The 20,549-nt window shown below is 63.4% G+C and carries 19 protein-coding genes and 1 tRNA gene; 12 read left to right on the forward strand and 8 right to left on the reverse strand.

All coding sequences use genetic code 11. From position 1 onward, the window contains the following. The first annotated feature begins 190 nt into the window (after positions 1 to 190). The 3 genes from EN846_RS22680 to EN846_RS22690 all read left to right on the forward strand — a co-directional run bounded on the left by EN846_RS22680 (position 191) and on the right by EN846_RS22690 (position 1,665). Complete coding sequence (locus EN846_RS22680) at positions 191 to 463, forward strand: DUF4164 domain-containing protein (RefSeq protein ID WP_006200774.1); 273 nt, start codon at positions 191 to 193, stop codon at positions 461 to 463. A gap of 4 nt (positions 464 to 467) precedes the next feature. After that, complete coding sequence (locus EN846_RS22685) at positions 468 to 833, forward strand: cell division protein ZapA (protein WP_127282781.1); 366 nt, start codon at positions 468 to 470, stop codon at positions 831 to 833. Between the two features lie 172 nt (positions 834 to 1,005). Continuing rightward, on the forward strand, positions 1,006 to 1,665 hold the full coding sequence (locus tag EN846_RS22690; RefSeq protein WP_127393553.1) for a peroxiredoxin: 660 nt from the start codon (positions 1,006 to 1,008) through the stop codon (positions 1,663 to 1,665). Positions 1,666 to 1,924: 259 nt separating this feature from the next. On the opposite strand, the gene rpoH is transcribed toward EN846_RS22690, so the two are convergent. Together rpoH and EN846_RS22700 are read right to left on the reverse strand one after the other, a co-directional pair. Then, positions 1,925 to 2,836: an RNA polymerase sigma factor RpoH gene (gene rpoH, locus EN846_RS22695; protein ID WP_127282783.1), complete on the reverse strand. Its 912-nt coding sequence runs from the start codon at positions 2,834 to 2,836 to the stop codon at positions 1,925 to 1,927. 211 nt (positions 2,837 to 3,047) lie between these two features. Next, complete coding sequence (locus tag EN846_RS22700) at positions 3,048 to 4,088, reverse strand: RluA family pseudouridine synthase (protein WP_127391075.1); 1,041 nt, start codon at positions 4,086 to 4,088, stop codon at positions 3,048 to 3,050. A 26-nt stretch (positions 4,089 to 4,114) separates the two neighbouring features. Between EN846_RS22700 and EN846_RS22705 the strand changes: the two genes are divergently transcribed. The 3 genes from EN846_RS22705 (at position 4,115) to EN846_RS22715 (ending at position 5,069) form a co-directional block, all read left to right on the forward strand. Beyond that, positions 4,115 to 4,498 carry a fimbrial protein gene (locus EN846_RS22705; protein WP_127391074.1) on the forward strand — a complete coding sequence of 128 codons (384 nt, stop codon included), beginning with the start codon at positions 4,115 to 4,117 and terminating at the stop codon, positions 4,496 to 4,498. Continuing rightward, positions 4,495 to 4,908 carry a VOC family protein gene (locus tag EN846_RS22710; RefSeq protein ID WP_127391073.1) on the forward strand — a complete coding sequence of 138 codons (414 nt, stop codon included), beginning with the start codon at positions 4,495 to 4,497 and terminating at the stop codon, positions 4,906 to 4,908. Before EN846_RS22705 ends, EN846_RS22710 begins: the two co-directional genes overlap by 4 nt. Before the next feature lie 86 nt (positions 4,909 to 4,994). Continuing rightward, positions 4,995 to 5,069, forward strand: a tRNA-Glu gene (locus EN846_RS22715). Positions 5,070 to 5,300: 231 nt separating this feature from the next. Here the strand turns inward: EN846_RS22715 and EN846_RS22720 are convergent. The 3 genes from EN846_RS22720 to EN846_RS22730 all read right to left on the reverse strand — a co-directional run bounded on the left by EN846_RS22720 (position 5,301) and on the right by EN846_RS22730 (position 9,490). Next, entirely contained in the window at positions 5,301 to 5,741 is a 441-nt protein-coding gene (locus EN846_RS22720; protein ID WP_127391072.1) for a hypothetical protein, read from the reverse strand. 190 nt (positions 5,742 to 5,931) lie between these two features. Continuing rightward, positions 5,932 to 6,498, reverse strand: a complete 567-nt coding sequence (locus EN846_RS22725; RefSeq protein ID WP_127391078.1) for an HdeD family acid-resistance protein — start codon at positions 6,496 to 6,498, stop codon at positions 5,932 to 5,934. A gap of 214 nt (positions 6,499 to 6,712) precedes the next feature. Next, positions 6,713 to 9,490 carry an ATP-dependent Clp protease ATP-binding subunit gene (locus EN846_RS22730; RefSeq protein WP_135898992.1) on the reverse strand — a complete coding sequence of 926 codons (2,778 nt, stop codon included), beginning with the start codon at positions 9,488 to 9,490 and terminating at the stop codon, positions 6,713 to 6,715. Positions 9,491 to 10,005: 515 nt separating this feature from the next. Between EN846_RS22730 and EN846_RS35600 the strand changes: the two genes are divergently transcribed. Then, on the forward strand, positions 10,006 to 10,581 hold the full coding sequence (locus EN846_RS35600; RefSeq protein WP_210213982.1) for a CatB-related O-acetyltransferase: 576 nt from the start codon (positions 10,006 to 10,008) through the stop codon (positions 10,579 to 10,581). Here EN846_RS35600 and EN846_RS22740 read toward each other — a convergent pair. After that, on the reverse strand, positions 10,578 to 11,285 hold the full coding sequence (locus EN846_RS22740) for a glycosyltransferase family 25 protein (RefSeq protein WP_245493288.1): 708 nt from the start codon (positions 11,283 to 11,285) through the stop codon (positions 10,578 to 10,580). The two genes, EN846_RS35600 and EN846_RS22740, sit on opposite strands and share 4 nt — an antisense overlap. A gap of 466 nt (positions 11,286 to 11,751) precedes the next feature. Between EN846_RS22740 and EN846_RS22745 the strand changes: the two genes are divergently transcribed. The 4 genes from EN846_RS22745 to EN846_RS22760 all read left to right on the forward strand — a co-directional run bounded on the left by EN846_RS22745 (position 11,752) and on the right by EN846_RS22760 (position 15,403). Further along, complete coding sequence (locus tag EN846_RS22745; RefSeq protein ID WP_127391070.1) at positions 11,752 to 12,999, forward strand: NAD(P)/FAD-dependent oxidoreductase; 1,248 nt, start codon at positions 11,752 to 11,754, stop codon at positions 12,997 to 12,999. 263 nt (positions 13,000 to 13,262) lie between these two features. Next, entirely contained in the window at positions 13,263 to 13,853 is a 591-nt protein-coding gene (locus EN846_RS22750) for a VOC family protein (RefSeq protein ID WP_127391069.1), read from the forward strand. 20 nt (positions 13,854 to 13,873) lie between these two features. Beyond that, the gene (locus EN846_RS22755; RefSeq protein ID WP_127391068.1) at positions 13,874 to 14,746 is read left to right on the forward strand and encodes a glutathione S-transferase family protein; all 873 of its coding nucleotides are present in this window, start codon (positions 13,874 to 13,876) and stop codon (positions 14,744 to 14,746) included. A 336-nt stretch (positions 14,747 to 15,082) separates the two neighbouring features. Further along, positions 15,083 to 15,403 carry a hypothetical protein gene (locus tag EN846_RS22760; protein ID WP_245493289.1) on the forward strand — a complete coding sequence of 107 codons (321 nt, stop codon included), beginning with the start codon at positions 15,083 to 15,085 and terminating at the stop codon, positions 15,401 to 15,403. A gap of 43 nt (positions 15,404 to 15,446) precedes the next feature. Here the strand turns inward: EN846_RS22760 and EN846_RS22765 are convergent, their stop codons facing one another. After that, positions 15,447 to 15,662: a hypothetical protein gene (locus tag EN846_RS22765; RefSeq protein WP_127282790.1), complete on the reverse strand. Its 216-nt coding sequence runs from the start codon at positions 15,660 to 15,662 to the stop codon at positions 15,447 to 15,449. Between the two features lie 150 nt (positions 15,663 to 15,812). Next, the gene (locus EN846_RS22770; RefSeq protein ID WP_127391067.1) at positions 15,813 to 16,160 is read right to left on the reverse strand and encodes a hypothetical protein; all 348 of its coding nucleotides are present in this window, start codon (positions 16,158 to 16,160) and stop codon (positions 15,813 to 15,815) included. Positions 16,161 to 16,343: 183 nt separating this feature from the next. On the opposite strand from EN846_RS22770, the gene EN846_RS22775 reads away from it, so the two are divergent. Continuing rightward, positions 16,344 to 20,114, forward strand: a complete 3,771-nt coding sequence (locus EN846_RS22775) for a response regulator (RefSeq protein ID WP_127391066.1) — start codon at positions 16,344 to 16,346, stop codon at positions 20,112 to 20,114. Positions 20,115 to 20,549: the final 435 nt, after the last annotated feature.

Consider the following 20,549-nt stretch of genomic DNA (forward strand, 5'->3'; position numbering starts at 1 on the left):
GCGGCCCTTGAGTCAACAAATCGGTGCGTTTTTGCCGGGCTTGTGATGGCCCCGGCAGACCTACATTAGCGTTAGCGGGGGACAGTCGCGAGAGCTTTATTGACGTTGCCTTCACACGGCGCCTAATGTTTCCTGGATAACGCGTTCTGAACGCGAACGATTCGGTGATGGGCAGGGTGCAGGACGAGCCATGACCGGGGAAACGACGCTCAAGGAAGTCATCGCCAGGCTGGGCAAAGCCATTGAAGGCCTGGAAAACGCCGTCGCGGCCAAGCTCGAGCACGAGCGCGACTATTCGGAGGCCGAGGCGGAGGTGCAGCGCATGAACGCCGACCGCTCAAGGCTGGCGCAGGAACTCGACAATTCCGAAGCGCGCGCCGAGCGGCTGGAAGACGCCAACAAGGAAGTATCGCGCCGGCTGGTGACCGCCATGGAAACCATCCGCGCGGTGTTGGACAGGTAGGCCAATGGCACAGGTCACGGTTTCCATCGACGGCAAGCAGTACCGCATGGCTTGCGACGAGGGCCAGGAAGAGCACCTGATCGACTTGGCCGAGCGCTTCGACCGCTATGTCGCGCATCTCAAGGACTCGTTCGGCGAGATCGGCGACCAGCGGCTGACGGTGATGGCCGGCATCATGGTCATGGACGAGCTTTCGGAGCTGCAGAAGCGCGTCAAGGGCATGGAAAGCGAAGTGCTGACGCTGCGCAAGACGCGCGACGACGCGCTGGCCAAGGCCGGCAAGAGCGACGGCGTGCTGACCGACGCGCTGGGCGCGCTGGCCCAGCGCATGGAAGACCTGGCGACGACGCTGGCGGTCAAGAAGGCCTGAGCCCCGAGGCGGCAGAAATTCCTGCCGGATTTGCCGAGAAAAGATGAAAATTTTTCATCGCCGACGCCATTCCCGGCGGCCTGCGCCGTATGAAGCCTGCCTTTGGAGTGGTAGAGATTGCGAGCGGTGCCGGCGCGGCATGCCGGCGGCAGTCAAAGGGTAGGGACATGTCATGAGTCTTCGGATCAACGATATCGCGCCGGATTTCACGGCCGAAACCACGCAAGGGACGATCAGCTTCCATCAATGGATCGGCGACGGCTGGGCGGTGCTGTTCAGCCACCCGAAGAACTTCACTCCGGTCTGCACGACCGAGCTCGGCACCATGGCCGGGCTGGAGGGTGAGTTCAAAAAGCGCAACGTCAAGATCATCGGCATTTCCGTCGACCCGGTCGCCAGCCACGACAAGTGGCAGGCCGACATCAAGACGGCGACCGGCCAGGAGGTGAAATACCCGCTGATCGGCGACAAGGACCTCGCGGTCGCCAAGCTCTACGAGATGCTGCCGGCCGGCGCCGGCGAGAGCTCGGAAGGCCGCACGCCGGCCGACAACGCCACGGTGCGTTCGGTCTATGTCATCGGGCCGGACAAGAAGATCAAGCTGGGGCTGACCTATCCGATGACCACGGGCCGCAACTTCGACGAGATCCTGCGCGTCATCGATTCCATCCAGCTGACGGCCAAGCACCAGGTGGCGACGCCGGCGAACTGGAAGCAGGGCGAGGATGTCATCATCACCGCCGCGGTTTCCAACGAGGACGCGATCAAGCGCTTCGGCGCCTTCGATACGATCCTGCCGTATCTGAGGAAGACCAAGCAGCCTTCGGCGTGAGCCCTTTTCCTTCTCCCCGTGAACGGGGAGAAGGTGCCCGAAGGGCGGATGAGGGGCGGCGCTGCGTTCGGCTGTGATTGCGCCGAAACCTTCGTAGGTCGTTCTGAAAGGAAAACCTCGCGGCGTGGGCGCTGCCCCTCATTGTCCTGCCGGACATTTCTCCCCGTATAGTGACGGGGAGAAAGGGCTGGACCGCCGCTTTGGCCAAACAAAAGGCGGCGCCGGAGCGCCGCCTTTTTTTATTTCTGCCTTGAGCCTATCACGCGGCCGGCTGCGCCTCGATGGTGCGCAGCGCCTGGGTCTGGCGCTTGGCCGCGGCCTTGACCGCGTCCTGCACCTTCTCGAAGGCGCGCACCTCGATCTGGCGCACGCGCTCGCGGCTGATGTCGAACTCGGCCGACAGCTCTTCCAGCGTCAGCGGCTCGTCGGCGAGGCGGCGCGCCTCGAAGATGCGCCGTTCGCGCTCGTTGAGCACGGAAAGGGCGCCCGACAGCATGGAGCGCCGGTTTTCCAGCTCGTCCTGCTCGATCAGCATCTCTTCCTGGCTTTCGTGGTCGTCGACCAGCCAGTCCTGCCATTCGCCGGACTCGCCCTCGCTGGCGCGGATCGGGGCATTGAGCGAAGCGTCGCCCGAGAGGCGGCGGTTCATCGACACCACTTCCGCCTCGGAGACGTTGAGGCGCGTGGCGATCTCGGCGATCTGCTCGGGCTTCAGGTCGCCATCGTCGAGCGCCTGGATCTTGCCCTTCACCTTGCGCAGATTGAAGAACAGGCGCTTCTGGTTGGCGGTGGTGCCCATCTTGACCAGGCTCCACGAGCGCAGGATGTACTCCTGGATCGAGGCCTTGATCCACCACATGGCATAGGTGGCGAGCCGGAAGCCGCGCTCCGGTTCGAATTTCTTGACGGCCTGCATCAGGCCGACATTGCCTTCCGAGATCACCTCGCCGATCGGCAGGCCGTAGCCGCGATAGCCCATGGCGATCTTGGCGACGAGCCGCAAATGGCTGGTGACGAGCTTGTGCGCGGCCGTGGTGTCCTCATGCTCGGCGTAACGCTTGGCGAGCATGTACTCTTCCTGCGGCTGAAGCATCGGAAAGCGACGGATTTCTTCCAGGTAGCGGCTGAGGCCGCCTTCGCCGGAAACGATACTGGGTAGTGACTGGGCCATGATAGCGCCCCCTCTCTATTGGAGTGATGCCCCCGAAACGCGGCGGGCATGTGACGCGAATGCCAATCGGCTCATCCGCGGCAACTGGTGTATATAGGAACAAAACCAGAAAAGACAGGCATTTGTTCAACACGAAACAGTGTGTCACGCTGAAGTGAACAACGCCAGTCAGGTTTTTTGATGGTTGGCTTGAAGCGTCTTGATGGCGGGCTCAGAGATTGCGAAAGCCGCCGACGAGTTCCTCCATGTCCCTCGGTATCGGTGCCTCGAACCTCATCGTTAGATGGGTAGCCGGGTGTCGGAATTCAAGCAGCCAGGCGTGCAGGGCTTGCCGCGGAAAGGCATTGACCGCGCCTTTCAGCGGTTCGGGCAACCGGTTTGCCTTGGTGCGGAAGGCCTGGCCGTAATCGGGATCGCCGACGACGGGATGCCCGATATGAGCCATGTGGACGCGGATCTGGTGGGTGCGGCCGGTCTCCAGCCGGCATTCTACCAGGCTTGCGGTGGCGAGGTCCTTCTGCCGCTCGCCGAAGCGCTCGATCACGCTAAAGTGCGTGACAGCGTGCCGGGCGTCGTCGCGGCCTAGCGGCACCACGGCGCGGCGCACGCGGTCGGCGGCGCGGCCGAGCGGCGCATCGACCGTGCCGGTCGGTCTCGACGGAATGCCCCAGACCAGCGCCAGATAGGCGCGTTCGAGGTCGCCGGTGCGGCCGTGATCGGCAAAGGCCTCCGACAGCGCCTTGTGGGCGCGGTCGGTCTTGGCGACGACCATGACGCCGCTGGTCTCCTTGTCGAGACGATGAACGATGCCGGGCCGCCTGACGCCGCCAATGCCGGACAGGCTGTCGCCGCAATGGTGGATGAGCGCATTGACCAGCGTTCCGGTCCAGTTGCCGGCGCCGGGGTGCACGACCAGTCCCGCCGGCTTGTTGATGACGATCAGCTCGTCGTCCTCATGGAGGATGTCGAGGGCGATCGCCTCGCCGCGGGGCTCGGCCGGCTCGGGCTCCGGCATCTCGACCGCTACCCGCTCGCCGGCGGACATCTTGCGCTTGGCCTCCTCGACGACCTTGCCGCCGATGCTGACCGCGCCCTGCCTGATCAGCATCTGCACGCGGCTGCGCGACATGTCAGGGCCGAGTTGGCCGACCAGCCATTGGTCGAGGCGCTGGCCGACGGCATCGGCCCCTGCCTGCAGCACGATCGGGGCTGCCTCTATGAATTGCTGGGTCTCTTCGCTATGAGCGCTCATCGAAAGAAGGTTCCGGAATTTTTGCCATGGTCAGGCCGATTGCCGACGAAGACGAAGAAAAGCCGCTCGATCCCGGGGTCGAAAGCGTGCGGAAGAAACTCTTGCGCTTCATGGCCATCAATCTCGGCCTTTTGTTGCTTGCCCTTATGGTGGTGATCGGAGCGCTTGTCTACAAAGCGCGCAACGCGCCGCCCGCCGGCGCCCCGGTTGCCAGCGATATCCAGGTGCCGGCCGGCGAACCGTTGAGCGCCGACATCGTGCTGCCCGTCGGCGCCAAGGTGGTCAGCCAGTCGCTGTCCGGCAACCGCATCTCGATCGATGCCGAGCTTGCCGACGGCAGCCGCGCCATCTTCGTCTACGACATTGCCGCGCGCCGCCTCGTTGGCCGTTTTGCCATTCGCAATAAATGACGGGCTTTGCCGACAACCGCCGGGTGGCCACGGTGGCGATCGTGGTCAGGGACTATGACGAGGCGATTGCCTGGTATGTCGAGCGGGCGGGCTTCGTGCTCACCGACGATGTCGACCTCGGCGGCGGCAAGCACTGGGTCACCGTTGCGCCGGCGAACGGAAACGGCGCGCGGCTGCTGCTGGCCGAAGCATCCGACGCCGAGCAGGCAAGCCGCATCGGCGACCAGACCGGCGGCCGGGTCTTCCTGTTCCTCGAAACCGACGACTTTGCCCGCGACCATCAGGCGATGCTCGCAAACGGCGTCGAGTTCCGCGAAGCGCCCCGCTTCGAGGCCTATGGCACGGTGGCGGTGTTCGCCGATCTCCACGGCAATCTCTGGGACCTGATCGAGCCGAAACGACAGGGCTGAGCTCGACAGTTTTGGAATGTCAGCGAACGCGCCGAAACCCCAGTTGCTTTTTCCCAGCCGCCAGCCTATGTAGCCGGTTCTTGAGCGCGCCCATCGTCTAGCGGTCAGGACACCGCCCTCTCACGGCGGGAACAGGGGTTCGATTCCCCTTGGGCGTACCAAGCTTTTCAACGGGATAGCCGCTCAGGTCCGTATATCGTCTAATAACGGTCGAATAAGCCATTCACGCGCTCGGCCCTTTAGGCCTACCAGATCACCAGCTTTACATTTTTGCAGGTGTTGCAGAGGTCTTTCTCGCGATGGAACCCGCTTAGGTGGTCGCCGGCCAGTTCACGCGTCTTATGGTTTGGGGCAAGAAGGCGATCAAGCATGGGACCCTATCGCGTGGCGATCTATCCGGGAGTCGCAGCGCCACTGAGCATCGTCATGAATCCGGCTATGATGGTCAAGATGAGGCCAAAGACAAAGATAAATCCTGCTATCACAATGACCTTCGACGCCCGCCGGCTCAAAGAAAGCGCGTTCGATTTTGTCGCGTCATTCGGTTTGCCCCACAGCATACGGCGCGCGGCGGTCCACGCCATCGCCATCGCTAGGCAGCACCCGATGATTGAGACCATGAAGCACAACCACGATGAGACCAGAATGTGCTTGTAGTAAACCGGGGCGCTCTCCGCCTTCACCAGCTTGTCAGAAAAGTTGACCGAGAATAACAATATGCCGCTGAGCAGCGCGATAAACTGCTCGCACATATCTTTGATTTCCTTGTATTGGTAGTGCAGGAACTCTTCGACCGGACTAGAGCCGGTGGTGCCACTCTCGCGCTCGGTCATACCGGGTCGCCTTTCATCGACACCTGAATTGCCAGCGGACGGCTAAGCACGGAAGCGTCGTTAGGCGAGCGCCAGAAATTTCTACACAGGAAACGCTCTTCTGCAGGCTCATGCCTTGAGAAGCCGCGAGGCGCCAAATCCCCGCGGCTCCGGCCGAAGTGTAGCCGACGAATTCGAACCCGCGCGATCATCAGCCGGACTGCGAGGCGAGGCCGAGGGACACGTCGTTACGATGCTCGCGCAGCCTGAAGCTCAGCACGAGCAGCGCGACGCCGAAGGCGATGGCGTAAGCGCCGATCCACCAGGTCAAGACCAACGCGCCGATCAGCGGCGCCACTACCAGCAATGCCCCGAAAATGACAGAGATGATCCCGCCTGCCACCAGCCACCAGCGGCCGTGATCCCGCCTAAGTTGGTAGGCGGCCGCCCACATCAGCCCGCCCGACACGACGGCCCAGGCGGCGATGACGAGCACGAAAGCAAGGAGCGTGATCGCCGGCCATAGGAACGCGATGACGCCCGCCGCGATGTCGGCGACGCCCTCCAGCAGGAGCAGGCCCCAACGTTCGTTTGCACGCGCCGCGCGCAGGGCGGCGGCGATTGCGAACGCGCCGTCCACCAGCATGTAGGCCGAGAAGAAGAGGACCAGCGAGAGCATAGTCGGCCCGGTGAGTAAAAGCGCGAAAAGGCCGAAGATGATGGCGACCACGCCGCGCAGCGCGATGAGCCACCAGTTGCGGGCGAGGACGGCGTTCATTGCTTCCTTCTGCGGGAGCGATGGCTCGCCCGGCGCGCGCGCCCTGACATCGGTATTGGTCACGATTTTCTCCTGTCTCCTGGCCCGGGGTGCCGCCGATCGTGACGGCCGTCCAGGCTGGCGGATCGCTCGCCGGTAAGGACTCGGTGGCTGCCTCCTCCAGGACGAGGAGCCAACCATCTGCGACTAGGCGGTCAGCTGTCGTAAGGCTCTGCTAAGCCGCCTTCCCGTGGCTCTGCTTACCGCGTTTGGACGTATTCTTCCGAGACTCGGCCGGCTTCACATCTCGCACAGCCTCAAACCTGACCTTCTGCTCGCCGCTATCCCAGCGGGCGAGCACGCGGTCGCCCTCGTGTACCTCGTCTGCGAGCATGGCCCGGGCAAGCTCAGTCTCCAGTTCCGAGCGGATTAGGCGCCGCAACTCCCGCGCCCCAAATTCTGGCCTGAACCCCGCGGCGGCGATCTGCTCCATCAGCGAATCGTCGAACTCAAGATCGACGCCCTGCCCGTGGGCGGTTCGCTTCACGCGCTCGAGCTGCAGATCGACGATGTTGCGGATCTGCTTCCGGTCGAGCGCATGGAAGACAATGATCTCATCAATGCGATTCAGGAATTCCGGCCGGAAGTGCATGCGCAGCACGTCCATCAGCTCGCGCCGCAGCTTGTCCGTCTCGTCGGAGGCCGCGCCTTGAACCCGCAAATGCCCCTGAATGATGTCGGCGCCGAGGTTACTGGTCGCAATGATGATGGTGTTGGTGAAGTCCACGACCCGGCCCTTCCCGTCCGTGAGACGGCCATCGTCGAATACTTGCAGCAGCACGTTGTAAACGTCGGAGTGCGCCTTCTCGATCTCGTCGAGCAGGACCACACTGTAGGGCCGCCGCCGCACGCGCTCTGTGAGCTGGCCGCCCTCCTCGTAGCCGACATAGCCAGGGGGAGCACCGATCAGCCGGGCGACGGTGTGACGCTCCATGTATTCTGACATGTCTAGGCGGACCAGGGCAGCCTCGTCTCCGTAAACGGCTTCCGCGAGCGCCTTGGCGAGCTCTGTCTTGCCAACGCCGGTCGGTCCGAGGAAAAGGAACGTGGCGGTCGGCCTCCGGCCCTCGCGGAGGCCCGCGCGGGCGAGCCGCACGGCATCGCTTACCGCCTTCACCGCTTCGTCCTGCCCGATGACGCGCTGGTGCAGGCGTTCCTCTAGCTTGATCAGGCGCTGGCGCTCTTCAGTCGTAAGCTCGGTAACGGGAATGCCGGTCAGCTTTGAGACGACTTCAGCGATATGTGCGCTCTGCACTTCCGCGCTGCCTGACCCAAGGTTCCGTCGCCACCGCTCTGTCGCCTGCCGCAACTCATTGTTCTTTGCGTCGTGCTGGGCTTGGAACTCGGAGGCGCGGTCGAATTGCTTGCGCGAGCTCGCATAATCCTGCTCGCGCTTTAGCTGCCGCGTCTCCGCTTCCAACTCCTGCACGTCGACGGGCCGGCCAGTCGCCGAAATTTTCACGCGCGCCGCCGCTTGGTCGATCAAGTCGATCGCCTTGTCGGGCAGGAACCGGCCGGTGATGTAGCGGTCGGAAAGCTCCGCCGCGGCGACCACCGCCTCGTCGGTGATCGTCACCTTGTGATGCGCCTCCAAGGTATCGCGCAGTCCTCGGAGAATCATGATCGTCTGCGCAACCGACGGCTCCGGCACGAACACCGGCTGGAAGCGCCGCTCAAGCGCCGCATCCTTTTCGATGTGTTTTTGGTATTCGTTCAGCGTCGTCGCGCCCACGAGGTTCAGTTCGCCGCGCGCCAGCGCCGGCTTGAAGACGTTTGCAATGTCCAATCCTCCTTCGCCGCCGCCCTGACCGGCGCCGACGATGGTGTGGATCTCGTCGATGAAGAGGATTTGCTTGTCCTTCTGGTTGGTGACTTCCTTCAGCACCTGCTGCACCCGCTCTTCGAACTCGCCACGATATTTGGAGCCGGCGACTAGCGAATTGATGCCAAGCTCGACGAGGCGTTTGTCGCGCAGGCTTTCAGGAACCTCCCCGGCTACGATGCGCTGTGCCAAGCCCTCGACGATCGCCGTCTTGCCGACGCCGGGCTCGCCAATTAATACCGGATTGTTCTTCTTGCGGCGGGCGAGCACCTCGATTGTCGTTTCGATCTCGCGTGCGCGTCCGATCACCGGATCAAGCTTGCCTTCGCGCGCTAGTTTGGTGAGATCACGCGAATATTTGTCGAGGTTCGGCGTGTTGGTCGGCGTTTCGACCTGTCCGGCCTCGGCGCCGCGGCCGACCACCTTTACCACCTGTTGGCGGATGGCCTGCGGGGTGAGCCCATAGCGCCGTAGAAGCTCGCCGGCGATGCCCTCCTCCTCCTCGGCCAGCCCGATCAGGAGATGCTCCGGGCCAACATAAGAATGGCCAAGCTCGTGTGAGGCAGTGAAGGCGTGGCCAAGGGCGCTCTTCATGCGCGGCGTGACGCCGATCTCGCCGCTCTCGTCCGGCTTTGTATCGCCGCGCGGGGCCGCTTCATCAAGCTCGCGGCGGAGGTCATCTAGGGAAACCTTGAACTGTCCGAGAATGGTGCGGACTACATCGCTTTCAGTCAACGCTAGGAGGAGGTGCTCCGTGTCAACCTCGCCGCGCCGATGCTCAGAGGCCTGGCGCGCCGCGGCCTGCAGAAGCTCCTTGGCGTGCTCGCTGAGCCGCTCCGCCGCTTCCCCGCTCCGCTGGGCCCGATCGAGCGATCGCGGTGCCGTGCTCTCATTCAACCCGCGCTCACCAAAGGGTGACGCTCCAAGGAATTCATCGCCGAAGAATTCATCGAAGAGGCCGCCGCGTCTTCCGAACAGCGACTCCAAGGGCGAGCTTTGGCGCTGCTGCCGCGCCAAGCGACGATAATCCGTTTCACAAAGATCGAGCGTTCGCGTGTCGCCGTTCGCGGTCGTGATACGCGCCCGCACAGTTGCGGGGCGGGTCTTACAGATGTCGCAAAGCTTTGCCATATGAGCCTCCTAACGGTCGAGCTTCCCGTCCATCATGCGTGGCGGGTGGGACCGTGGACGCTCTGGCCAATGAACCGTCGGCCGGTGGAACGCAAAGGGTCGCAGTGAGCTCAACGCCGGGGTGGACAGTTGGTCGGGATTCTGGCGCTTAGTTAGGCAAACGCACGCGAGCAAGGTTGGTTGCGCGGTGCCTGAATATTCGCTTCCTGCATCTCGTGCGCACTGTGCGCCTTCGGTCCGCAAACTCCGCTTCAGGTCAAACTCGAACGGCTGGCTGGCCAACATCGGGCAAGCCCTTCAAAACGCGGTGGCCAGCGCGTCGCGGACCCTTCCCTTTGCCCTCGAAGCGAGAACCGATCGGTCTGTTGGCTTGTTTGACCTCGCGCCGGTGCCCAAAATCGCTGCTATCATTTCCAGAGGCAAAGGCTCAGAGGGTCAGGTGTATCGGCCACTGGCGGATCGCCCCTGTTAGGTGGCCGGGGCAATTTTCGCGATGCTGGGGAGGCAGCGGTGCAATGTCGAAAGTGAGCAGATGGTTTCGAGACAAAAAGATTTTCCTGGGCAGGCACCGATTGCCTGAACATGTCCGGGTCGGACGATACTCTCACAACCTAAGCAGCAATTCCTTCCTCTATTGCACGGAGAAATCGCCGGTGATTATTGGCGCTTTCTCCGCGATAGCGCCGGGCGTGCTGTTTGTTTGCCAGGCAGATCATCCGACCGAGACTGCATCCAATTTCGGTTTGCAGAATCAGGTCCTGATGACGAAAACGATAGACCAGTATCTTCAGACGAAGGGGCCGATAGTCGTTGGCAATGACGTCTGGATTGGAGCCCGCGCCATAATCCTGTCAGGGGTCACCATCGGGAACGGCGCCGTTGTTGCGGCGGGGAGTGTGGTAACCAAGGATGTTCCGCCCTATGCAATTGCAGCCGGCAACCCGGCCAGGCTGATTAGATACCGTTTCTCGGACGAAACCATCGACGCGATGCAACGAATTCGGTGGTGGGACTGGCCGCTGGAAAAGCTGAAGCAAGAAAAGGCAGCCTTCGATCTGCCGGCTGAGCGGTTTGTCGAGCGCTTTGGTTAGTTGGCAGTGTGGCCAAAGAACTGCCGGCGATACTTTTTCCACCTCCATTCAATGCGTTTCCACCAGAGAGGCCTCTGCTTGCCGCCCTCGATCGACGTCGTGAACCGGCCGTTGTGCGTGCCCTGTTCTACGATAGGGCGCTCGAACCACAGTATGTCCGTACCGGTGGCCTTGTCGCAGTCATTTACCGCAATATCGATTGGAAGATTAAGTTCGTTTCGGTCGAACCAGTTGCATCGCGCTTGCGCGGCGGAGCGAGTCAAGATGTAGGAATCCGTGCAGCGACTATGGTTCGCAGGATAGAGCGATCTGCCCTTTGTCAGCTTGGACCTTGGCGTGTAGTAGTTGCCGCCATTGCCCAGATAAACGACCGCCTGTCTGCCGGCCGCAAGCTCCTGAAGCGCGTCCTCGAGGCGTGCCACGAAGTTGCGAGCGAGAAACACGTCATCCTCAAACACCAGGCAATACGGCAAGTCGGTGTTGAGGAATTCTCTCCAGATGCCAATGTGCTTGCGCGCCAGGGACAGCTGCGCGGGTTTGAGAGCTGCCTGTCGATCCTCTGCGGAGAGATCGGCGATGTCGTGGTCCAGATACCAGTGAACCGGGACACCGCGACGAGCAAACTCGCTGCGAATGTGCAACTCCCGCTCCTCATATCCGGTTTTTACGTGACAGATGCGGCAAAAGATCTGGTTGGGAAACATCGATACCCCCGGGCATACGAAAACGGCGACTAACATTAGTGATTGCCCATCGACAAGTCACCGCGCTCGCACCCTTTCCAACGTGCACGATCGGCGTTTCTTATCTGGCGCGCGGAACCGCCTTCGCTTCTGGCGCGCAGGGCCCGATTGAATTAGCATCGTGTGATGGAACTTTGGCTATCGCTCGCCGCGGCGGTGCAAAAGGCCGGGCGTAGATCCGGCGGGTGCCGATGCCAGGGTTCCGGGGAGGGAGACCGATGCAGAAACTGCAGTCGCAGGGGTCCATCACATCACGCTGGTCGGCGCCGGGCGCCAGGTAACCAACGAGGAACGTAGTTTTCACGCGCCGGCGGCGTCAAAGGAAGCGGTGCGGTACCTGAAGATCAAGCGGCGTCGGCAACGCGCTACTCCCTACGACATGCATCCCGCCTTTTGCGGCAGCGTTCAGGATGAGGGAGGGGGAACCATGGACGAAACGGGCGTTCTGGATGCCGTGGTTGTGGGTGCCGGATGGGCCGGCCTCGGTGTCAGCTATATGCTTGCCCGATCCGATATGCGGCATTGCGTCCTTGAACGCAGGCAAATCGGGGAAACGTGGCGGACCCAGCGTTGGGACTCGTTCCACTTCAATCTTCCCAACATTTACAGCGTGATGCCCGGCGATCGTTACGGCGGCCTAGAGCCGGAAGGGTTTATGTCGCAGATGGAGTTCGTTGCGCTGCTCGAAGACTATGCGCAACGCAACAGACTTCCGGTTCGCACCGGCGTCTCGGTCACAAAACTGGAAGCAAGTAACGGGCTCTTTCGCGTCGTGACGCCCGAGCGGACGTGGCTGGCGAAAAACGTGGTTGTCGCCAGCGGCAGCTTGAACCGCCCGCGTCGGCCGCCTTCGGCGTCCGCGTTGACGGGCGGGCCAGTGCAGCTCGATGCCTCCGACTACCGTAAGGCCGGCGACCTACCCGTCGGAGCCGTCCTTGTCGTCGGCAGCGCACAGTCGGGCTGCCAGATCGCCGAAGATCTGATCCTGGCGGGCAGGGAGACTTATCTTGCGACGGGCCATATTGGCCGTCTGCCACGACGCTATCGCGGGCGCGACATTGTCGTGTGGATGGTGAAGAGCGGATTGTTTGACGTGCCCCGCAAGGATTTCGTCGATCCGTCCGGCCGCGTTGCCGCTCGGCCCATGCTTGGCGCGTTGCACACGATAAGCCTGCAGTCTCTCAGCGCGCAGGGCGTTGTGCTGCTGGGACGATTTGTCGGAGTGGATAACAGTCGCCTCATCTTCGCCAACGACGTTCTCGAAAACATTCGGTTTGGCGACGAGATTTCCGCGCAATTCAAAAACCGTATCGATGAATTTATCAAATGTAATGGTCTCAGCGCTCCTGCGCCCGTTGAGGATGAGGCGGAGGCGGTCGCTCCGCGTCTGCCCCAGCATCCCATTCTGTCGCTCGATCTCGTCGAGCGGAATATTTCAGCGATTGTCTGGTGTACGGGCTTTGACGGCGATTTCAGCTGGATCGATGTACCCGGTGTTCTCGACGAGCGACGCCAGCCGGTCCACGAAAATGGCATCGCCTCGGTTCCGGGCGTCTATTTTGCGGGGCTCGACTTCGCGTCCACGCGTAGGTCAGGCACCGTCATGGCGGTTGACGATGAGGCACGTCGGTTTGTCGCCCGGATACAGGCTCGGGCTGATCGAGCCGTGACTTGATACGGAATAGAGTAGGCATATTCCGTGATCGGTAAGCTCTGCGCTGTGCTGGCTGTGTCCGCACCGTAGTGGGATCGATCTCGGACTCTATGCCGCTTGGCGCCGTTGCGAGCTTCTGGCGCAGTGCTGCGGATTGAATTAGCATCGCGTCTTGGTTTTTGCGCCATAGGCGCAAGGCGCCGTCGCAGGAAGCATCAAGGCGCGGCGGATGCGGATCAGAACTCGCCCGATACAGAGGCGAAGGATCGCAGAGAGGGAGACCGATGCAGAAACTGCAGTCGCAGGGCGTCCATCACATCACGCTGGTCGGCGCCGGGCGCCAGACCTCGATCGATTTCTGGGAAGGCGTGCTCGGCATGCCCTTCGTCTTCGAGCAGCCCAATCTCGACAAGGCGAGCGAGAGCCATCTCTATTTCGATCCGGGCGACGGGCGGCTGATCACCGTCTTCACCGATGAGAGCCGCGCGGCGGTGGCCAGGCGCACGCCAACCGATACGGGCTGCGTCCACCACATCGCCTTTTCGGTGTCGCGCGTCACCTTCCTGCAGGCGGTCGCCCGGCTCGACGAGCGCGGCATCAAGCATAGCGGCGTCAAGGACCGCGGCTTCATGGATTCGATCTATTTCGAGGATCCGCTTGGCCTGCTGATCGAGCTCGCCTCGTATCGCTTCGAGCCGCCGACGGGCTTCACCCATGCCGACGTGCTGATGCAGGCGCACAAGATCCGTGTCGCGCGCGGCGATTACAACATCGCGGAAGTGCATCTCGCCGACGCGATCCAGACGCTGGTCGAATGGTCGCGCGCGACCTTGTCGGACGATCGGGGGCCGAAAAATCCATACGCACGAGACTGACAAGCCTGAGGGAGGAACAGATGGCGAAGGCAGCAACAAAGAGCACAGGCAAACCGGCAACCAAGCCGGCAACAAAGACCGCCAAGCCGGCGGCGAAAGCGGCTGCGAAGCCGGCAACAAAGGCAAAGGCAAAAGCAGCAGCCAAGCCAGCCGCGAGGGCGACGGCCAAGGCCGCGCCTAGGGCGAAACCGGCGAAGAAGCCGGGGCTGAAGCTCAGCATGCTGAAGCCGAGCGTCAACAACATGACCGTTCGGGTGTTCGCGCGCGCGGCCGGCTTCGACCATGCCGAGACCGACGCCTGGGGGCTTACGCGCTCGCCGGAATTCCTGGCGCGCAACCCGGCCCATCTGACGCCGATGATCGAGGACAAGGGCCTGCCGCGGGGCGTGCTGTGGGAAAGCTGCGCCATCATGCAGTATCTCGCCAACAAGCACGGGCTGGAGAAGTTCTACCCCAAGGCGCCGGCCAAGCGGGCCATGATCGACAGCGCCATGTTCTACCTGGTCGGCACGCTCTACCCTTACGTGGCACGCGCCACTTATCCGGCGCTCGGCTTCCCGCAATATGCCGGCGAGGTCGGCCACAGCGACGCCCATCCCGACAGGAAATCGGAGGCCCAGAAGGCTGCCGCCTCCGCAATCGCCGAGCCGCTGGAGGTCTTCCACAGCTTCTTCCGCAACGGCAAGCCGTTCATCGGCGGCAGCAACCCGTCGATCGCCGACATAAGGCTGGCAGCGACGCTCGAGTTCCTGGCGGTCATCGACTATGCGCTGCCGCAGTGGGCGAAGGACTATATGGCGGCGATGGAGAAGAAGCTCGGCAACGCCTATGCCGAGCCGGCCGGCGACGTGCGCGGCTACATTGCCTATGTGCGGTCGCAGGCCAAGGCGTGAGCGCCGCCAGGTAGCGTCGCTGAGCCTGGCGACCGGTCGGGGTTAGGGATTGGTTAACCAAAGACCTGTCTACTGGCCGCTGGTTCACCTCAGGCGCGCGACCACGGATGTACTGGCGCGGATGCCGAGGCGAAAGGAAAGGTCGGCCTTGCGCCGGCCTTTTGCTTTTCGCCGGCTGCCCGACCCTGGCGAAGGCGCCTGGCTATCCGTGCAAAACCTGTTGTCATCTTCGGCTTTGACCGTAGCATGAAGGTGGCGGCGGAGCGGGAGAGAGGAGGATCCCCGGCAATGAAAGGCACTGCACTCTCGGCATGCTTCGTCGCACTGCTGGCAGCCATGCCCTGTCAGTCGAATGCCGCCTCGCTCAACACCATGAACGATGTCGGAGCGGCGCTGCAGGCGTGCTGGACCCCGCCGGCCAATTCGGAGAACTCGTCGGTGACCTTGAGCTTCAGCTTCAGGCGGGACGGCACGCTGATCGGCCCACCCAAGCCGACGGCGATCAAGGTGAACGGCGACGCGAAGGCGAGGCAGGCCTATGTCGACGCCGCGACCGCGGCGCTGCAGCAGTGCCTGCCGCTGAGCTTCTCGCCGGCGCTGGCGCAGGGCATTGCCGGCAACATCTTCACGCTGCGGTTCAATTCGCCCAAGCAATAAAGACATATGGGCGCGGACGGCTGAAAGCTGGTCGGTCTGGGGATCAATGCCGCGCGCGCCTCGCATCGACATGGCGCTGCAATTCCGGTGCCTCGAAGACGTAGTCGCTCCAGGCCGACTCCGGAATCTGGCCCGCCAGATAGCATTCCAACAGCAGGTTCTGCTCTTGTGTCAGGGGTCTCGGCGCCCGCTCATGATCCAGTCCAAGTGAATGGATGAGGTTCCTGGTCAGGCCAGAGACGGTGAAGTGAATCGACATCCTCTGTCTCCTTTGCCCTAGAACGCCGATTGTGCGCCAAAGGTTTCACCGAGGCCATTCGACACTTTGAGCTAGGCCCCGCGTTGGCGGCTGAGGACGCCGTCGGATCGAGCCGCCGGCCTTCTTTCCGGCCAACTGACCTTGCCGCCGCTATTCGCAGACCACGCGGTAGCGCTTGCCGGGCTCGCTGACGTTCCGGCAGGCGAGCGGCTGCTTCGGCTCGGACGACAGCGAGGGAGGGCTCGCCACCTGCCCTGCCGGCGCTGGCGGGGGGCCGAGCCTGCGGCCAGCCAACCGCCTTGGCGCCTGCGGCGCCACCGGAAAGGGGCCTGCCTGCATTCGCGGCGGTCCGGCCTGCGGCTGCGGCGGGGGCCTGTCCCAGATACGCCTGACGTCGAGCGGCTTCGGGATCATCACGGTGCCATCGTCGCTGCGCGCGCAGCCGCCTGCCGCAAGCAGCGCCGGGCACAGGAAAAACAGCACGATCCGTCCGAACATTAGCAACACCCCAATATACGGTTTATAACGCGGCAGCGCCGCAGCCGACAACCTGCGCGATGCGGCCAGGCCGCGACAGTTCGCCCCCGGTCGCGGTTTGTTAAGGTTAGCGGATCGTTAATGCTTCTGAGGCACAGTCCGCCGACGAACCGCGACGGGGGTTCGGCTGGGGGTGGCATCAGCATGGCGGACGTGGACGGGACGGGGAACGGCGGCAAACGCGACCCCCTCGAAGCAGCGGTTGCGCGCGGCGACGATGCGCTCGCCGAAGACGGCGTACAGCATCTTGCCGATCTCGAGCGCACGATGGACGCCATGCATATGGGTGTCGTGCTCCTGGATGCCCAGCTCGACACGCTGATCATCAACAAGGCCTATCGCGACCTCTCCAGAATTCCCGACGGGGCAGTGAGCGTCGGCGCTCCGTTCAGCCGCCTGATGGAACTCAATCGCCGCAACGGCATCTATGGCGATATCGGCGAAAAGGAATGGCAGCGCTACCTCGCCAGCCGCTTCGCGGAGATTCGCGGCGGCTCAGTCGCGCCGCGCGAGTTTGTCCACGCCAACGGCAGGACAATGATGTTCTCGGTCACCGCGCTGTCCGGGGGCAAGCGGTTGTTGACCTACTACGAGGTCACCGACGTCAAGCGCCGCGATGCCGAGGTCGAGAGCGCCAACGCCAGGACCGCGGAGACCTTCGCCAATCTTCGCGCCATGGTCGACCAAATGCCGATCGGCGTCCTTGTCCTCGACGCGGACATGCGCGCGCAGGTGATCAACCGCGCCTTCCACGAGTTCTGGAAAATCGAGCCCAGCCGCGCCGGGATCGGCAGCGGCTTCCGCGAGCTGATGGAAGCGAGCCGCGGGATCGACCCCTACGGAGCCGACGACGAGGCATGGCAGCGCCTCATGGCCGAGCGCGAGGCCGAAATCAGGGCTGGCGTTGCCGGATCGCGGCAGCTGCCACTCAATGACGGCCGCACGCTGATTGCCTCGCTGGCGCCACTTGCCGGCGGCAAGCGGCTGATCTCCTATGTCGACGTCACCGACATGAAGGATCGCGAGGCGGAGGCCGAGGACGCGCGCAAGAACCTCGCCACCGTGCTGGAATCGCTGCCGGCCGGCGTCATCATCTACGATCGTGACGACAGGTTCGTCTTCGCCAACCGAAAACTGCAGGAGACGCTTCCGGCGCTGAAGCCGGTGTGGCAGCCCGGCCGAAGCTTCCGCGAGGCGCTGGCGCTCGGCCATTCGGTCGGCTATTTCCGCCAGAGCGGCGATCCTGAGATCGACAGCCTCTACGAGCGCGATCGCGACGGGTGGTTCGACGCGATGCTCGCCCACTACCGGCTGCCGAACTCATCCTATGAGCGGCGCAATCCGGACGGCCGCTGGTACCAGGTCTACGACATGCGGACCGAGGACGGCACCTTCATCGGCGTGCGCGTCGACATTTCCGACATCAAGAGCCGCGAGAAGGCGCTGCATGACTCTATGCGGCAGATCGATCTGTTCCGGCACGTCATGGACGAGCTGCCGGTGGCTGCCTTCATCAAGGCCGAGGATCTCCGCATCGAATTCGTCAACAAGGCCTGGTGCGCCATCACCGGCCTCGCCAAGGAGGACGTCATCGGCCGCAGCGACCGCCAGCTGTTCGGCGCCGAGGATGCCGAAAGCTACAGCCATGACGACACCGAAGTGGTCGTCGCCGGCAAGGTCCTGGAGGTCGAGGAGCCCGTCACCCATCGCGACGGCACCGTGCGGCAGCTGATGACGCGCAAGAGCCGCCTGGTTGCGACGGACGGGTCGGTACATCTGGTCGGCTCCAGCACCGACATCACCGACGTCAAGGCGCGCGAGCGGGCGCTGGAAGAGAGCATGCGCGAGAACGAGGTGTTCCGCAGCCTCATCGACAACGTGCCAGTGTCGATCTACGCCAAGCGTTCGGACCTCAGGCAGTTCTACGTCAACAAGGGCTGGTGCGACCTCACCGGCTTCGCCAAGGAAGATGCGATCGGCAGGACCGACGTCGAAATCTTCGGGCCGGACGGCGAGGCCTTCGTCGCTGGCGATCTCGCCGTGCTGCGCACCGGCGAGACGCAGGAGATCGAGGAGAGCGTGACGCTGCCCGACGGCAGCGTGCGGCACCAGTTCGCGCGCAAGGGGGCGATGATTGCCTCCGACGGCTCGCTCTATCTGATCGGATCGACCACCGACATCACCGAGCTCAAGCAGCGCGAGGCCGAGCTCAGCGAAGCGCGGCAGCGCGCCGTGCTCGCCGACCGCGCCAAATCGGAATTCCTGGCCAATATGAGCCATGAGATCCGCACGCCGATGAACGGCGTGCTCGGCATGGCCGAATTGCTCGCCAAGTCCGACCTCGACCCCAAGCAGAAGACGTTCACCGACATCATCGTGAAGTCGGGCAACGCGCTTTTGACCATCATCAACGACATCCTCGACTTCTCCAAGATCGATGCCGGCCAGCTGGTGCTCGATCCGGCGCCCTTCAACCTTGCCGAGGCCATCGAGGATGTGGCAACTCTGGTGTCGACTCGCGCCAAGGAGAAGGATCTCGAGCTCATCGTGCGCGTGCAGCCTGGCCTCGACAGCCAGTTCGTCGGCGATGTCGGGCGCATCAGGCAGATCGTCACCAACCTGCTCGGCAATGCGGTGAAGTTCACCGACGAAGGCCATGTGCTGGTCGACGTCACCGGCGAGCGCGTGCCGACGGGAACGAAGCTCACCATCTCGGTGACCGACACCGGCATTGGCATTCCGGAAGACAAGCTGAAGGCCGTGTTCGAGAAGTTCAACCAGGTCGATACGTCGTCGACGCGGCGGCACGAGGGCACTGGGCTCGGTCTTGCCATCACCTCGCGGCTGGTCGAGCTGATGAGCGGCGAGATCGGGGTCGAGAGCGATGAGGGCAAGGGCTCGACCTTCTGGTTCACGGTGACGCTGCCGCGGGCCATGCAACAGAGTGGGCAGCGGATCATGCCGGTCGACGTCACCGGAGCCCGGGTGCTGATCGTCGACGACAATGCCGTCAACCGCTCGATCCTGAGCGAGCAGATGGCGTCGTGGACGTTCGATTCCTGCGCGGCCGAGAGCGGCGCCGAGGGGTTGAAGGTGCTGATCGCCGCCGCCGCCTATGGCGTGCCGGTCGATTGTGTCGTGCTCGACTACCAGATGCCGGGCATGAGCGGCGCCGAGATGGCGCGTATCGTGCGCAACACCGACGGCCTTGCGCACACGCCGATCATCATGCTGACGTCCGTCGACCAGTCGCTCGCCAACACCAGCTACCGCGACCTCGGCATCGATGCGCAACTGATCAAGCCGGCGCGCTCCTCGGTGCTGCTGGAGACGCTGGTCGCCACCATACAGCGTCACCGCCACAGCACGGCGGTCAGCCATCCGCCGCAGGCGGCGAGCAGCAGTGCGGGGATAGCGCAGCCGGCGCCGGCCAGGGCCGCCTCGGCGGTGTCGGAACGGGCCCTGCTGCAGCCGCCGCCGGCGCGTGCGCGCGCCCGGCCGACCGGTGGCGAACGCGGGCTCGATATCCTCGTGGCCGAGGACAATGAAGTGAACCAGATGGTGTTCACCCAGATCCTCGGCGAGACCGGCTACGGCTTCGAGATCGTCGGCAACGGCCGCAAGGCGCTCGACGCCTACGGTCGGCTCAAACCGCGCATGATCCTGATGGACGTGTCGATGCCGGAGATGAACGGACTGGAGGCGACGGCCGCCATCCGCCGGCTGGAGGAGGAGAGCGGCATGCATGTGCCGATCGTCGGCGTCACCGCGCATGCGCTGAAGGGCGATCGCGAGCGCTGCCTGGAGGCCGGCATGGACGACTATCTGCCCAAGCCCATCAGCCCCAGGGCCCTGCTCGAAAAGCTGGAGCGCTGGATCGGCGCCGACGGCCAGGCGCAAAGAAACGCCGGTTAAACCTGTCGAGGCCGCTGCTTCGGAGCGAGTGCCATCGCAGCGCCCGGTTTGCGAAGCACGGCGGAAAACCGGGGCTGCCGTGGGGATATGGTGCGATCGCACCATATCGAACCGGGCATCGAGCCGAAACAATGGCGGCATCGGATTCGCTCCCCCGGTTACGGGCGGGAGCAGCGACCGCCGGCTAGAAACAGCGTCGACTCTACCCCAACGGACCTGTTTTCGGCGATGGCTCGGCCATGATACGCTCTGGCCAGGGGCAACGCGCTCTCGTCCGGCTTTTCTTTTCTCGGCGGCCGAGGCTCGTGCCGCCGAGGGCAGGGCGGGCCTCCAGAATCGCGCAAGTCCCTGATTCCCACGGCAAACCGCCGTTGCCTCGCCGAGGGCTGGCTGCCAGCCGTTTCCGGCGAGCCGGTCAGGCGTTACCGGGCTGAC

The sequence above is a fragment of the Mesorhizobium sp. M4B.F.Ca.ET.203.01.1.1 genome, assembly GCF_004791025.1.
In the GTDB taxonomy this organism is placed as follows: Bacteria; Pseudomonadota; Alphaproteobacteria; order Rhizobiales; family Rhizobiaceae; genus Mesorhizobium; species Mesorhizobium abyssinicae.

Bases quoted from the DNA above. Each gene is read 5' to 3' on its own strand.
- EN846_RS22680 (WP_006200774.1), top strand. From the start codon at position 191: ATGACCGGGGAAACGACGCTCAAGGAAGTCATCGCCAGGCTGGGCAAA.
- EN846_RS22685 (WP_127282781.1), top strand. From the start codon at position 468: ATGGCACAGGTCACGGTTTCCATCGACGGCAAGCAGTACCGCATGGCT.
- EN846_RS22690 (WP_127393553.1), top strand. From the start codon at position 1,006: ATGAGTCTTCGGATCAACGATATCGCGCCGGATTTCACGGCCGAAACC.
- rpoH (WP_127282783.1), bottom strand. From the start codon at position 2,836: ATGGCCCAGTCACTACCCAGTATCGTTTCCGGCGAAGGCGGCCTCAGC.
- EN846_RS22700 (WP_127391075.1), bottom strand. From the start codon at position 4,088: ATGAGCGCTCATAGCGAAGAGACCCAGCAATTCATAGAGGCAGCCCCG.
- EN846_RS22705 (WP_127391074.1), top strand. From the start codon at position 4,115: ATGGTCAGGCCGATTGCCGACGAAGACGAAGAAAAGCCGCTCGATCCC.
- EN846_RS22710 (WP_127391073.1), top strand. From the start codon at position 4,495: ATGACGGGCTTTGCCGACAACCGCCGGGTGGCCACGGTGGCGATCGTG.
- EN846_RS22720 (WP_127391072.1), bottom strand. From the start codon at position 5,741: ATGACCGAGCGCGAGAGTGGCACCACCGGCTCTAGTCCGGTCGAAGAG.
- EN846_RS22725 (WP_127391078.1), bottom strand. From the start codon at position 6,498: ATGAACGCCGTCCTCGCCCGCAACTGGTGGCTCATCGCGCTGCGCGGC.
- EN846_RS22730 (WP_135898992.1), bottom strand. From the start codon at position 9,490: ATGGCAAAGCTTTGCGACATCTGTAAGACCCGCCCCGCAACTGTGCGG.
- EN846_RS35600 (WP_210213982.1), top strand. From the start codon at position 10,006: ATGTCGAAAGTGAGCAGATGGTTTCGAGACAAAAAGATTTTCCTGGGC.
- EN846_RS22740 (WP_245493288.1), bottom strand. From the start codon at position 11,285: ATGTTTCCCAACCAGATCTTTTGCCGCATCTGTCACGTAAAAACCGGA.
- EN846_RS22745 (WP_127391070.1), top strand. From the start codon at position 11,752: ATGGACGAAACGGGCGTTCTGGATGCCGTGGTTGTGGGTGCCGGATGG.
- EN846_RS22750 (WP_127391069.1), top strand. From the start codon at position 13,263: ATGCAGAAACTGCAGTCGCAGGGCGTCCATCACATCACGCTGGTCGGC.
- EN846_RS22755 (WP_127391068.1), top strand. From the start codon at position 13,874: ATGGCGAAGGCAGCAACAAAGAGCACAGGCAAACCGGCAACCAAGCCG.
- EN846_RS22760 (WP_245493289.1), top strand. From the start codon at position 15,083: ATGCCCTGTCAGTCGAATGCCGCCTCGCTCAACACCATGAACGATGTC.
- EN846_RS22765 (WP_127282790.1), bottom strand. From the start codon at position 15,662: ATGTCGATTCACTTCACCGTCTCTGGCCTGACCAGGAACCTCATCCAT.
- EN846_RS22770 (WP_127391067.1), bottom strand. From the start codon at position 16,160: ATGTTCGGACGGATCGTGCTGTTTTTCCTGTGCCCGGCGCTGCTTGCG.
- EN846_RS22775 (WP_127391066.1), top strand. From the start codon at position 16,344: ATGGCGGACGTGGACGGGACGGGGAACGGCGGCAAACGCGACCCCCTC.